We start from the raw sequence: 12620 nt of genomic DNA on the forward strand, positions 1-12620 counted from the left end.
TGAAACCATTTAATGGAGTGGCAACTAAATATCTACAGAATTATATGAACTGGTTTATGGTCTTGGAACGCATAAAAGAGAATAACCAACGTCTCAAATCCTTTGCCTACTATGCCCTTGCTGGACAAAATGCATGGCAAATTTGGAAAACAACAACTGAATCAGTCATATAGTAGAATATAGCCAAAAACTTTAATGAAAGTAATCAAACGTTATGGTATTGATTTTAAGCCTTTTTATACCTTATATAAAATTGATTCAGAAAACAAAATTATATATTTTAAAAATAATAGCCCAGATGAGAACAAATGTATTATAAACAAAGATGCTACATCAACTACAAATAATAATCCTGAAACGATAGCAATTCCTTTTGATTTATTACATATTGCGCCACCTCAAACAGCTCCTAAATTTATAAAAGATTCTATTTTGGCAAATAAAGAAGGATGGCTAGATGTGGATCATTACTCATTACAACATAATAAATTTATAAATATATTTGGTGTAGGAGATGTAGCTGGATTGCCCACCGCCAAAACTGGGGCAGCAATTAGAAAACAAGTTCCCGTTATTGTAGACAATATTATACTGTTACTACGACAAAATAAATTAGGTGTTAAATCATACAATGGCTACTCCTCCTGTCCTTTGGTTACTGGATACGGAAAAATGGTTCTTGCAGAATTTGATTACCAAAGTCAATTTGTACCAGACCCCAAACTCAAACGAATGTTCATCTTTGATAGTGATAAAGAACATTGGAGGCTCTGGGTATTCAAAAAAATAGGACTCCCCTATCTATATTGGAATAAAATGATGAAAGGAAAAAACATCTAATTTAGACCAATTCTCTTCTTAATTCATTTAGCGTAATATTACTATTGATAAGTCTTGTGATTACTTCTTCACGAAACTCTTCTAGGTCATCATATTCATAATATTTTGCCCATTTATGAGTCTCTAGAAGGTTTTTTATCTGTTTGATAAGTTTTCTTGTGGCATCAGCAGAACGCAATACAGCTTCTTGGTCGTAATCAGGGTTATCTTTATGCATGTAGCTTACTTTTTTGTATTCAAAATCTACAGAAATATAATATGCATCAACATCTGGATCAAGATTTTCTCTAAAATCTGACCAATCCGCAAATCCTAATCTTAAATCATCTATCTCTACTGGTAAATCAGATACCAAACGCCATTGGCAATTTGCGGCTCTACCCCAATGGTTTGATAGTCTATAGACACCATGCTTAGTATAATAATATGTACTACCTGAGTCACTCCTATAATTAGGTTTTCGTCTTGATATTTCTCGTAACGAAGCTCCTCTAAATACACAATATGTTTTATTAAAAAAGTTATATCGTGTATATACTTTTACGCGTTCCTTTTCCTGTTGTTCCAATCTTTTCTTTTTTTTCCCGATGGCAAAGAAATCACATTTTTTTGGGAAAGTAAAAACAAGTTTTTAACAAAATTTATTTTCTGCTTTTATAGTTCTCTAGCAACAACTTTTCTCCATCCCATTTTAGATTCAGTACTAGTAATTCACCCTTATTTTGGAGAAAACAGACATGGTGTCGGATACTGATATATCATTAAAAAAAGCAAATTCGTATATTACAATGATTTTTATAATTCCTAATTATAAAATAGGAAATAGAACCCAACTTTAAGAATGTCTATTACAAAATATCTCGATTATATACAAAATCCATGGTCTTTTTGGGGAGTATTATTTGTTGCTAACATAATAATGTTTTTACTCACAATCATGACCAGTTATGTATGGTCTTCTGTCTATAAACATAAAAAATTACCGCTGGAAAAGAACGATATTATTTTATCTATTCTGGTAGTGTTCATCAATGTAATTATTGCAATTCCAGGTTATTTATTATTTATTAATTCTAAAATTACTTTTACTGACACCAATTTTTTAAGAGATTTTATAGTACTTTTTTTTGTTGTAGATATTTTGATGTATTTATTTCATTATGCATCTCATTATATCTGGCCATTCAAACTATTTCATGAAGCACATCATGAACATTATAATTTTAATGAGATCAGTTTATATGTAATGCATCCTGCTGAGGCTATTCTATTTGGTTTTGTATTGACAATCATCCCCTATTTGTTACCACTTAATTTATACAGTTTTATTGTTTTTCTTGTATTTAATTGGTTAATAGGTCTATTATCACACCTAAACACTTCTTCTAATAGAGCTACATTAGTATTTGGAAACAATGTTTTTCATAAAAATCACCATGAATATTCTAAGTATAACTTTGGTTTTTATACAGTAATTTGGGATAAGATTTTTGGCACGTACTTTCCTAAAAAATAAGTACTATCGTTTACGAGGGTTTATATTTATGAAAACCTCTAAAACTTTTTCAAACTTGCTTTTATTTATAGGTTTATGCACTATTTTGGTACTTGTAGGATATTTTTCTATGCAAGCACCAGTAAAGCAATTTGTTGGTCGGGTAGGTCTTTTTTCAAAACCACCACCACAATTAGGACACACATTATGAAGAACTGTATCTACACAATTCGTACAATAAGTACACTCAAAAGTACAAATCATAGCTTCATTACTAGTATTAGGTAACGCTTTATTACAATTTTCACAAGTGGGTCTCATTTCTAACATATGTGTGTTCTTTTTATGGTTTATATTGTTTTATTGCTTCTTCTATTTGCTGTTGTTCTGTCGTTTCAGGATATATGATATATTTTGGTGCGAGAATAGGTTTCACTTTTTCTATATAAATATTGGTTATACTAGAAAAAGGGTATTTGCCTTTAGTTAGTATTGATAAAGACGCTTTCATGGATTCAAAATCTGCATTCTCTTTTGTCAGCATCCTTGCTTTCCCTTTTAATTGATATCCTTTTTGGATAAATACATCTATAAAACTGATACATACATTTGGGTTTTGTTTTATATTTCTGATCGTTTGCGGTGAAGCTATATTAGCCACTATAATTTCAGATTCACCATAATATGTAAATATTTCTTTTGGTGATACATTAGGAATATTGTTTTCTGATGAAGTTGCCAACCAGCACAAAACACTTTTATCGATATACATTTTTATTTCATCAGTCAACATAGTTTTTACGATTTATTTTAATCATCTTTATGTATTAGAACTTCGTTATGAAGCTTGAAAGTACAATAAAAAGGTGGGGCTTAATTTTAGCAGCACCGTACGGTTCAATTTAAAAACACAGTGTAACATTCATTTTTACAAAACTTACAAGATGAAATAGATTTTCTAATACATAAAGCGAATTTAATAGGTATTTTCTTTTACATAATTAAGTACCGCATCTGGTATTTTTATTCCTTTATCCAAAGCTGGATCAGAGATTGCTGGTTCTGCTACCATTTTTAATGGTACAATTCCTGCCCAAATTGGTAGCTCTAGATCCTTTTGCTCATCAACTACTCCTTCTGCCCTAACTTTTGCAGATGCTGTTTCTATAGAAATCTCTAATATCAAAGTAGCATTAAACTCTTTATCATTAGGATATCGCACATTATCCCAATGTCCTGGAACCATATGATTTAATATACATTTTAAAGCGTCCATTTTTGTGTCAGGATCATCTACTCTATTTACTTTACCAAAAATATTGACCGATCTATAATTTGCAGAATGATGAAATGCAGATCGTGCCAATACTAAACCATCTAAATGTGTGACAGATACACTAGCTTCTCCTGCTTTGAGTAAACTCAACATCATTCGATTTTTTAATGAGCCATGTATGTATATTTTATCATCTATTCTACCATAAGCTGTAGGTATAACAATTGCTTTATCATCATATACATATCCAATATTGCATAAAAATGCATCATCTAATATTTTATGAATACTTGTCACATCATAAGTTGCTCTTTTTGAGCCACGAATTACTTTATTGAGTTTTGATATTGAATATTCTCCCATAATTTCCTTTTATTTCTTGATCAAAAATAATAGTTTTATGGTGTGCTATAATAATCCAGTTTGCACAAAACTAATAGTCCAGTTATGTTTCCTTTTAAAAATAATATTATACTTGTTCGTAACCATACTCGTAATTTATATTTACAGCTATGTGATCAGATTATCGGATTTATAAAATCTGGAAAATTGCCTCCGTCTACAAAATTACCAGGGTCTAGGAAATTAGCAGATGACTTAAACATACACCGCAAAACTGTTATTGCTGCATATGAGGAGCTTGCATCTCAAGGTTGGATAGAAACAATTCCTGCTAGAGGAACTTTTGTAATGGCATCATTACCTGTCATCAAACCTAAAAACTTTGATCTATCGGTAACCAAATCTAAAACAAAAAATAAAAGTAATTTTTCTTATACCACCAGACCACATCTGGTACGTAGACCTACTAATGTTGCTCAACATTCTATAAAAATTGATGATGGAATACCCGACCACAGGCTAGCTCCTATTGAGGAAATTGCCAAGGTGTATAGAAATATTACCAAGAAAACACATTATCAAGAGTTATTGACTTATGGTTCTATATATGGTAATCTGGACCTTAGAAAAACTCTGGCAACTTTTCTTAATCAAACCAGAGGGTTACGTGTTACTATAGACAATATTTTAATTACACGTGGTAGCCAGATGGGAATCTATTTGGTGAGTCAATTATTACTATCCTCTAAAAATAAGTTTATTGTTGTTGGTAATACAAATTATATGACTGCCGATAATACGTTTGAAGAAGCAGGAGGTAAAATTATATATATTCCTGTAGATAAGGAAGGGTTGGATACTTATGCTCTTAAAAAATTATGTGAAACCAGAAAGATTGATGTTGTATATGTTACTTCTCATCATCATCACCCAACTACTGTAACCCTATCTGCTAAACGGCGTATGCATTTATTACAACTTGCACAACAGTATCATTTTGCTATTATAGAAGATGATTATGATTATGATTTTCATTATAGTAATGCTCCTATCTTGCCACTAGCTAGTAATGATGAGGATGGAAATGTAATTTATATAGGTGGTTTCACCAAGCTTATTGCTCCTTCAATGCGAATTGGATATCTCGTTGCTCCTACTGATTTTGTTGAAGAAGCAGCCAGATTAAGGCGAATTATTGATCGTCAAGGAGATACTATATTAGAACAAACCTTGAGTCAAATGATTACTACAGGAGATATACAAAGACATTGTAGTAAAGTACTTAAAATTTATAAATCTCGTCGAGATCTATTTTGTAAATTACTAGAAGAAAAACTCAACTTTTATTTTGATTTTGAAATTCCTAAAGGTGGTATGGCTGTATGGGTAAAATTGCATACTTCTTATAATTGGGATGATGTTTCTGAGAAAGCTACTGCTATTGGCCTAAACTTAAGTACTAACTGGAGGCGCTATGATAATGATAATTCTGGACATAATGGTATTCGTATGGGATTTGCCTCTCTAAATGAACAAGAAATTCATCAGGCTATTGATAAGCTAGTAAAAGTGTTTGAATTAATTGAACCATAATAGCAGGAATGCTACTATGTATTACCTTTTATATCCTTATTATAATTGTTCTCCTTTTCTAACCAAATTATCATTACAGCACCAAAAGTATATGCAATTATATCCAACCAAGAGAAGGATTTACCTAATATAATAGGAGCTAATGTATACTCTTTCAAGCCCATTATACCAATAATATCAAAATACTGTAAAACCTCGAGCATATAACATACCAAAAGAACTGCTACCACCAGTGGTATTGTTTTTACCTCAAAAAAGCTTTTTACAGCACAATACAACAAAATAACAAATATAGTATCTCCTATATGTGGACGTATTACAACATCATCAATAAAAACAGCAATGATAACTTCTATAAGAAATAAAGATACCGTAAAGGTAAAATATATTTTTTCGAATCTAAACATTATGTATAAAAATTATAATGTATGTTTACTTATAGTTCTATTTCTAAATCATATTTAGACAATAAACCTAATACTCCTGATATATTAAATTTTGCTTTTCTTATTTTGTTTCTTTCAGGGTCGATAATATAATTGATGGCTGACCTAAAATCAGCATTTTCTGCTATTGTAGTATCAAAAATAGCGCCATATAAATCACACTCATTTAATATAGCTCCACTAATATTTGCTGCTGTAAAATCAACTTCTTTTAAACTACAATGATTGAACAATGTATTTTTGAGAGGAAAATCATAAAAAGAAGTATAATCCATATGACAACGATCAAACTCTACTTGAAACAAAAAGTCACTACAGTTACTAAAATTCATTCCTAACATTTTACAAGAGTAAAAAATTACCTCTTGAAAAGATGTCTTTTTATTAAGTGTTTTATTAAAGCTACAAGTATCAAACCTACATTCTAAAAAAGAAACTACAGATATATCTGTATTCGTAAAATCACAGTTAATAAATATACAATTGTCATATTCCTTAGAAGGAAGTTTTTGTTCAGAAAAATCCTTATTTTCAAAAGTCATATCTATAATTGGCTTACTCATATTCATAGGTTAATTGATTCTCCAAAGTGGATTCTTTCTATTATCTCCTGCAAAATACAAAATGATTTGATTTCCATCAGGGTCTTTTAACCTGGTTTCATGCCATAACCAACGCTGATCTGTTGGCATTTGATAGAATTGAATTGCTTTGGTAATAAGACGAGTCACTTCTTGATCTAATTCTTTAATTTCAAAATATATGTATATTCCATCTATAATGGGTGTTTTTTCTACTTGATGAATAGAAAAAGTAGCTCCTCCCTCTTTACATTCAAAACGAGCATAATGAGGTAAAGACTCTACAATAAAGTGTAATCCTAATTTTTTATAGAAAGTAATGGATTTTGAGACATCTAGTGACGGTACTGTAATTTGATTGAGATTCATTTTTTAGTCTTTACAATCTTAACAAAAACTAAGATGTGTTAATTATTATCAATTAAAATCAAATTTATCTATCATTTAGGGCGTTAACAACTTCTTTAACTGTCTTCCTTGCTGTTTTACCAACGCCATAAATCGTAGCAGAGGCAAACCCTGTCCAATTACCATAACCTACCAACCAAAGGTTAGGTTCTTTTATAGAACGAGTATATTGTGTTTTAATACGAGTATTTTCTATAAGCCCTAATGATTGTAAATGATCTAAATTTGCCCTAAATCCTGTACACCAAATCACAACATCAAAAGATTCTTTACTATCATCCTCCCAAATAACACCATGTTTATAAAATGATTTAAAAGGGCGTTTGGCTTGTAGTACATTTCTATCTCTAGCCCCTTTTACGCTTTCTACAACAACAATATTGCTTAAAGAAGTTTTGATAACATTATCTGTATTCTCTTTGGTATCACCTAGAAACTTTTGGGTAGCAACATTAAATAAATAACGGCCATCAATATCATCGGGCAAAAAAGACGGAGCTTCTAGAGTTACCCATTGAGTTTCTGCTATTTTTGAAACTTCAGCCAAAATCTGTGCTCCTGAATTTCCTCCTCCTACAATTAATACTTTTTTTCTTATGAAATCGTTGGTATTCTTATAATGTATAGAATGTAATTGTTTTCCTTTGAATATATTTTGATTACTATATGCTGGAATAAAAGGTTTTTGAGCTGTTCCTGTAGCACTTACCAAGGTTTTTGAAAAGAACACCCCATTATTTGTTTCTACTTTGAACCTTCCATTCATTTTGACAACATTGGTTACTTTTATATTTCTTTTTATCGGGATATTATATCTTGATTCATATAATTGGAGATAATTAATAAATTCATCTTTAGTTGGGTATTCATTTTTACTTTTTGGCATTCTCCAACCCGAAAGTGAGCTATAGTCTGTTGGGGAAAATAGTTTTAGGTTATCCCATGTTTGTTGCCAAGAACCACCTGCCCCATTCTGATCATCCAAAATGAGGTACACTAACTTATGACGGCGTAAAAAATAAGCAACCGAAAGTCCTGCTTGCCCGCCTCCTATTATAAGTGTATCATAAATTTGTGCCTGCTTATTACTCAAACGAATTTATTTTGTTGTAGTCTAGAATAGTCATCATAAACAAAGATAAAAATAGATTTTCCATTCAAGAAATTTCAATAGCATAGATTCTAATAAATAGTTCTTTATCTATTTTTTGCATACTTTAATATACCCCTTCAGACTATTGTTGAACTTAAAAGCATTTACTCGCCCTTTTGATGAATAATATAGTGTATGTTTTTGAACCTTATATCATACAAAATGAACTAAATGTTCTGTCTCTCCTTCTATATAAAATACTAGTAAATAAAAACCTAACCGATGTGCCTTTTCTGGGAGATGATCTAAATCTTTTTTCTTTGAATTAAACTTTTTATTGTAATAATCTCAATTCCTTTAACTTTACTAGAGTCATTATTAGGTTTAAAATAAGCACTTGGTATTTTTGCTAACATGTTTTCATAAAATGAGAAAGTATACTAATATAAACAATAAAAGCCCATCAATATGATGAGCTTTTAAAATTAAACTTGAAAGTATATGTATTAAATAACTTTTACGTTTACTGCATTTAATCCTTTGTTTCCTTCTTTTAGATCAAACTCAACTTCATCGCCTTCACGAATTTCATCTATTAATCCAGAAATGTGTACAAAGTGATCTTTGTTAGCACCTTCTTCAGTGATAAAACCAAAACCTTTAGCGTCATTGAAGAATTTTACTGTTCCTTTACTCATTGTAATTTAATTAAAATTTATAATACTATTAGTTTTGCAAAGATGGTGCCAATTATTTGATTTATAACAAAATAATCCATTAATTTTTTTAAAAAACTCTTTATTTATACTTTTTTTTATAAAAAAGACTTTTAAATTCTCAGAGAATCAGTGTGTTTACGGTCAAATAACAGAGAAATAACTTCTGAGGTTCTTGTTATATATCACACCCTATTACTTGTCATTATCAATTGATTTTAATAGATTGTAAACCATAAACTAACTTATTTTTTACACTCTTTCATGAAAAACCTAACAAATTACCTACTAATTCTTGCTATGATTTTTATTGCTTCATGTAGTAATGAAGATATAGATACTAATGATTCTGGAAATGGAACCAGTTCTGAAGATTTAGACGAAAACGGATTACCAAAAATTATTTTTGATATACAATTACCTACTATGTCCAATGATCAAGAGTATATTATTGATTTGGCTCGTTGGGATATTCCTAATAATAGAACAGATGCAATTAAAACTACGGCAAATTTACAAGCGGCAATAGATTGGGCTCACCAAGAAGGATATAGTAGAGTTATACTACCTACTGGAGAATATTTGGTAGGGGAAGATGTAAATACTATTTACCAAGGAGGGATAGAAATCTATGAAAATACTGAATTTGTATTCAGCCCAGGTGCTATTTTAGAAATTGACACCAATAATAAATGGAACTATTGTGTTATCAGCCTCAAAGGAGATAATATTATTATTCGAGATGGTACTATAAAAGGTGATAGAGATACACATGTTTTTACACCTCGTGAAAATGATGGAAAAACTGCTCATGATGAAGGTCATGGTATTTGCGTTTGGAATAAAAGTAATCAGGTATTAGTAAAAAACATGATTATTCATAATCTGACAGGAGATGGTTCTTTGGTACTAGATGCAAATGATGTCACTTTTATAGATAATACTATTTATAACAACAGACGACAAGGTATTTCTATAGTTGGAGGTACTCGTATTGAAATAAAGGATAATGAGATACACCATATTAATGGTACAACTCCTCAATTTGGTGTTGATATTGAAGGCCCTGGACGTATAGATGAAGATATATTAATTCATAAAAACTATTTTCATCACAATACTGGTGGTGATATTGTAAATACCAGTGGAGAAAATGTGTATATTCTGGATAATATTATGGAACAGGGTGATGGAAATACTTATGTAGATGGCCCTATAGTAAGTTGGCATAAAACTCATACTATTATTGCTAGAAATACCATTACTATGGATTCTGGATCAGTTAATGGACGATTAGGGTACATTCAATACTCAAGTGGTGGTGATAAAGGGCATAACCGAGCCACTTATGTACATGATAATGTTTGTAATAATTGTGGTATGTATATGTATAAAAGTGCTGATGCAGATGTTCGACGTAATAAATTCCTTGGGTATTTTGTAGCTTTTAGTGATTTTAAAAATGTAGTATTAATTGATAATCTAGTTACTTATTCTCAAGAACATCCTAACTTAAGGTTTTGCTGGTCATATCGTTTTAAAGAAGTTACGGGTTCTGCTAGTGGTAATCTTCTAGAAGATACGCTAGAGGAAATACCTTTATCAGAAACCACAACATACACTATGCAATGTGTACTGGATGGTTGGTAACAACTATTTGATACATATATAAACAAACCTATGTGTTATCTGTAATAAATTTCTCTAGACTAACTTTTATAAATACTTCATTTTGCAAAGTTGTTTAAAAACTTATCTTCGCGCCCATGTGGATGTATTTAGGTCTTTTGACAGCTTTATTTTTAGGATTACACAACTTATGTAAAAAGCATGCAGTACAAGGAAACGAGGTGTTCCCTGTGCTGTTGGGTACAATAGGTTCTGGTTTTTTAATACTACTTCCGGTTTTTATTGGCTCAGTCTATTTCCCTGATTATATTAATAAAATTGGGTTTACTATTACTGATATTTCATGGAAAATTCATGGTTTTATTTTTATAAAATCAATGATTATGGCTGGATCTTGGGTTTTAGCATATCAAGCTTTAAAACATCTACCTATTACGATTGTTACTCCTATACGTTCAGCAGGTCCTTTTTTTACGTTTATAGGTGCGATTTTAATTTATCAGGAAAAGCCTAACTTTTTACAATGGATAGGTTTTTTCCTTATTATTTTTTCTGTATTACTGTATTCTAAAATTGGAAAAAAAGAAGGTATAAATTTTAAAAAGAACAAATGGGTTTTTGCAATTATGGGTGCTACTTTCTTAGGAGCTTCTAGCGGATTGTATGATAAATTCCTGATTCAGAACCTACTATTAAACCCGCAAACATTACAATTTTGGTTTTGTTTCTATACGAGTATAATTCTACTAATCATCTTATCGATTACTTGGTTTCCTAATAAAGAAAAAAGAAAAGCATTTAAATGGAGATGGAGTATTCCTGCTGTTGGAGTTTTATTACAGGCTGCAGATTATTTCTATTATAAAGCACTTCAAGACCCTGATGCATTAATTATGTTGTTATCTGCGATAAAACGAAGTCAGATACTAATTGCAGTTGTCATTGGTGGTCTAGTATTTAAAGAGAAAAATAAACGCAAAAAGTTAATTCCTTTATTGGGTATTATGATGGGTGTATTTCTGATTTTGTATTCTTAATTAAGTATTTATCTCCATTGTAAAAGAGATAAACCTACTCCAAAAGTGGTTTGTTTATGATTATAATCAATAAGACTTTCTCCATATCCGTGAAATAGTTGAGCATGAACTTGCAAATGCCCCAATATTCTAACTGCATAATCCAATGTAACACTCCCTCTACTCTTGCTACCTCCACGCAACGAATGTTTTGCCTGAATACTTACATCATGTCGTCCTCTAGAAAATGCAGATAGTACCTCCATGCGTCCTATGTAATTTTCTATTCCAGGGTTATTATTTTCTATAGGATCTTCTGGAATTCGCCACCATGGACGTAATACTACACTCCAAGAAGGAGTCTCTAATCCTAATTGCATTACAACTCGATTCCAACTTCGAGATAAAGGATTTGATCTTCCATTACTCTCATGGTTAATCCCAATTCCTGCAAATGTGCCATTAATTCCAAAAAACTTGTATGGAGTTGGAAAAACCAACATAACTTCTGGCTCATAATTGGTCTCTCTAAAAGGTCTGGAAATATGAGGGCTATATAATTGCCATCTCGAAGATTGAGTGTATGCCACCCACAAATCTCCACCTATTTTTTTACCGAATAAATTGCGTACTGCTCTGGTCTTAAAACTCAGCTGAAATTTTAATTCTGTATTAAAAAAATCAGAAGGTTCTTCTACAGAATTAAGTAAATTACCGCTCATTGGTTGATTATTCATATCTGATGTATAATTAGCCAATAAGAAATAGACGGGTTTATACGGTATTATTTTGAATAATTTGGTAGAGTTATTGTGGATTTGCCAACGCTCTGTCAAACTTTCGCCAGAATCATCTAGCAATTTTTGTGCATGAATAAACGAGCTGCAAAAAATTACTATAAAGAGAGAAATGAATGTTTTCATAAGTGCAAATTAAGATAAAAACACACAAACAAGTACTAAAAAAGTACTTCTATTCAGTAGTACAAGATGATCTATACTTAGATTTCTCATTTAGAGCTACTCATAGAATAAAAACGCTCTAGTTTATAATTTCTATTATTCGTATCTTTAATTCATGGATTTAGAAAAGATAAAAGTTGAAATAGGTAAGTTATCCATTGAAGATCAGGCTTTATTGGCGGCAGAACTTGAGAAATTGACTTTGAAAGGAAGTCCCGCAGTT

The 12620-nt window shown here is 31.0% G+C and carries 14 protein-coding genes and 1 pseudogene; 5 read left to right on the plus strand and 10 right to left on the minus strand.

Annotated features, from left to right (window positions below):
- Positions 1-186: 186 nt before the first annotated feature.
- Positions 187-840: pseudogene (locus CVD18_RS18755) on the plus strand (NAD(P)/FAD-dependent oxidoreductase); the annotation flags it as partial.
- A gap of 1 nt (position 841) precedes the next feature.
- Here CVD18_RS18755 and CVD18_RS18760 read toward each other — a convergent pair.
- Positions 842-1408 carry a hypothetical protein gene (locus CVD18_RS18760; RefSeq protein ID WP_233194593.1) on the minus strand — a complete coding sequence of 189 codons (567 nt, stop codon included), beginning with the start codon at positions 1406-1408 and terminating at the stop codon, positions 842-844.
- 273 nt (positions 1409-1681) lie between these two features.
- Between CVD18_RS18760 and CVD18_RS18765 the strand changes: the two genes are divergently transcribed.
- Positions 1682-2356 carry a sterol desaturase family protein gene (locus tag CVD18_RS18765; RefSeq protein WP_103867047.1) on the plus strand — a complete coding sequence of 225 codons (675 nt, stop codon included), beginning with the start codon at positions 1682-1684 and terminating at the stop codon, positions 2354-2356.
- 3 nt (positions 2357-2359) lie between these two features.
- On the opposite strand, the gene CVD18_RS18770 is transcribed toward CVD18_RS18765, so the two are convergent.
- The 3 genes from CVD18_RS18770 to CVD18_RS18780 all read right to left on the minus strand — a co-directional run bounded on the left by CVD18_RS18770 (position 2360) and on the right by CVD18_RS18780 (position 3974).
- Positions 2360-2665 carry a DUF1272 domain-containing protein gene (locus CVD18_RS18770; protein WP_103867048.1) on the minus strand — a complete coding sequence of 102 codons (306 nt, stop codon included), beginning with the start codon at positions 2663-2665 and terminating at the stop codon, positions 2360-2362.
- Between the two features lie 13 nt (positions 2666-2678).
- Positions 2679-3128, minus strand: a complete 450-nt coding sequence (locus tag CVD18_RS18775; protein ID WP_103867049.1) for a pyridoxamine 5'-phosphate oxidase family protein — start codon at positions 3126-3128, stop codon at positions 2679-2681.
- A 183-nt stretch (positions 3129-3311) separates the two neighbouring features.
- Positions 3312-3974 (minus strand): pyridoxamine 5'-phosphate oxidase family protein, encoded by a 663-nt coding sequence (locus CVD18_RS18780; RefSeq protein WP_103867050.1) that lies wholly within the window; start codon positions 3972-3974, stop codon positions 3312-3314.
- A gap of 84 nt (positions 3975-4058) precedes the next feature.
- On the opposite strand from CVD18_RS18780, the gene CVD18_RS18785 reads away from it, so the two are divergent.
- Positions 4059-5546 carry a PLP-dependent aminotransferase family protein gene (locus CVD18_RS18785; protein WP_103867051.1) on the plus strand — a complete coding sequence of 496 codons (1488 nt, stop codon included), beginning with the start codon at positions 4059-4061 and terminating at the stop codon, positions 5544-5546.
- Positions 5547-5560: 14 nt separating this feature from the next.
- Here the strand turns inward: CVD18_RS18785 and CVD18_RS18790 are convergent, their stop codons facing one another.
- The 5 genes from CVD18_RS18790 to CVD18_RS18810 all read right to left on the minus strand — a co-directional run bounded on the left by CVD18_RS18790 (position 5561) and on the right by CVD18_RS18810 (position 8772).
- Positions 5561-5953: a DUF2809 domain-containing protein gene (locus CVD18_RS18790; protein WP_103867052.1), complete on the minus strand. Its 393-nt coding sequence runs from the start codon at positions 5951-5953 to the stop codon at positions 5561-5563.
- A 29-nt stretch (positions 5954-5982) separates the two neighbouring features.
- Positions 5983-6555 (minus strand): pentapeptide repeat-containing protein, encoded by a 573-nt coding sequence (locus CVD18_RS18795; protein ID WP_158250504.1) that lies wholly within the window; start codon positions 6553-6555, stop codon positions 5983-5985.
- A 9-nt stretch (positions 6556-6564) separates the two neighbouring features.
- Complete coding sequence (locus tag CVD18_RS18800; protein WP_103867054.1) at positions 6565-6942, minus strand: VOC family protein; 378 nt, start codon at positions 6940-6942, stop codon at positions 6565-6567.
- A 64-nt stretch (positions 6943-7006) separates the two neighbouring features.
- On the minus strand, positions 7007-8074 hold the full coding sequence (locus CVD18_RS18805; RefSeq protein WP_103867055.1) for an ArsO family NAD(P)H-dependent flavin-containing monooxygenase: 1068 nt from the start codon (positions 8072-8074) through the stop codon (positions 7007-7009).
- A 506-nt stretch (positions 8075-8580) separates the two neighbouring features.
- A complete protein-coding gene (locus CVD18_RS18810; RefSeq protein ID WP_103867056.1) occupies positions 8581-8772 on the minus strand; it encodes a cold-shock protein in 192 nt (63 codons plus the stop codon).
- Positions 8773-9054: 282 nt separating this feature from the next.
- Here CVD18_RS18810 and CVD18_RS18815 point away from each other — a divergent pair, with 282 nt between their 5' ends.
- Together CVD18_RS18815 and CVD18_RS18820 are read left to right on the plus strand one after the other, a co-directional pair.
- Positions 9055-10440, plus strand: coding sequence for a right-handed parallel beta-helix repeat-containing protein (locus CVD18_RS18815; protein ID WP_103867057.1), 1386 nt, complete (start codon positions 9055-9057; stop codon positions 10438-10440).
- A 116-nt stretch (positions 10441-10556) separates the two neighbouring features.
- Positions 10557-11456, plus strand: coding sequence for an EamA family transporter (locus CVD18_RS18820; RefSeq protein WP_103867058.1), 900 nt, complete (start codon positions 10557-10559; stop codon positions 11454-11456).
- 8 nt (positions 11457-11464) lie between these two features.
- Here the strand turns inward: CVD18_RS18820 and CVD18_RS18825 are convergent, their stop codons facing one another.
- Positions 11465-12358: a phospholipase A gene (locus CVD18_RS18825; RefSeq protein WP_103867059.1), complete on the minus strand. Its 894-nt coding sequence runs from the start codon at positions 12356-12358 to the stop codon at positions 11465-11467.
- Between the last annotated feature and the right edge of the window lie 262 nt (positions 12359-12620).

This window comes from Aquimarina sp. I32.4, assembly GCF_002924285.1.
Taxonomy (GTDB): domain Bacteria; phylum Bacteroidota; class Bacteroidia; order Flavobacteriales; family Flavobacteriaceae; genus Aquimarina.

Bases quoted from the DNA above. Each gene is read 5' to 3' on its own strand.
- CVD18_RS18800 (WP_103867054.1), bottom strand. From the start codon at position 6,942: ATGAATCTCAATCAAATTACAGTACCGTCACTAGATGTCTCAAAATCC.
- CVD18_RS18795 (WP_158250504.1), bottom strand. From the start codon at position 6,555: ATGAGTAAGCCAATTATAGATATGACTTTTGAAAATAAGGATTTTTCT.
- CVD18_RS18815 (WP_103867057.1), top strand. From the start codon at position 9,055: ATGAAAAACCTAACAAATTACCTACTAATTCTTGCTATGATTTTTATT.
- CVD18_RS18770 (WP_103867048.1), bottom strand. From the start codon at position 2,665: ATGTTAGAAATGAGACCCACTTGTGAAAATTGTAATAAAGCGTTACCT.
- CVD18_RS18810 (WP_103867056.1), bottom strand. From the start codon at position 8,772: ATGAGTAAAGGAACAGTAAAATTCTTCAATGACGCTAAAGGTTTTGGT.
- CVD18_RS18790 (WP_103867052.1), bottom strand. From the start codon at position 5,953: ATGTTTAGATTCGAAAAAATATATTTTACCTTTACGGTATCTTTATTT.
- CVD18_RS18765 (WP_103867047.1), top strand. From the start codon at position 1,682: ATGTCTATTACAAAATATCTCGATTATATACAAAATCCATGGTCTTTT.
- CVD18_RS18820 (WP_103867058.1), top strand. From the start codon at position 10,557: ATGTGGATGTATTTAGGTCTTTTGACAGCTTTATTTTTAGGATTACAC.
- CVD18_RS18780 (WP_103867050.1), bottom strand. From the start codon at position 3,974: ATGGGAGAATATTCAATATCAAAACTCAATAAAGTAATTCGTGGCTCA.
- CVD18_RS18825 (WP_103867059.1), bottom strand. From the start codon at position 12,358: ATGAAAACATTCATTTCTCTCTTTATAGTAATTTTTTGCAGCTCGTTT.
- CVD18_RS18785 (WP_103867051.1), top strand. From the start codon at position 4,059: ATGTTTCCTTTTAAAAATAATATTATACTTGTTCGTAACCATACTCGT.
- CVD18_RS18775 (WP_103867049.1), bottom strand. From the start codon at position 3,128: ATGTTGACTGATGAAATAAAAATGTATATCGATAAAAGTGTTTTGTGC.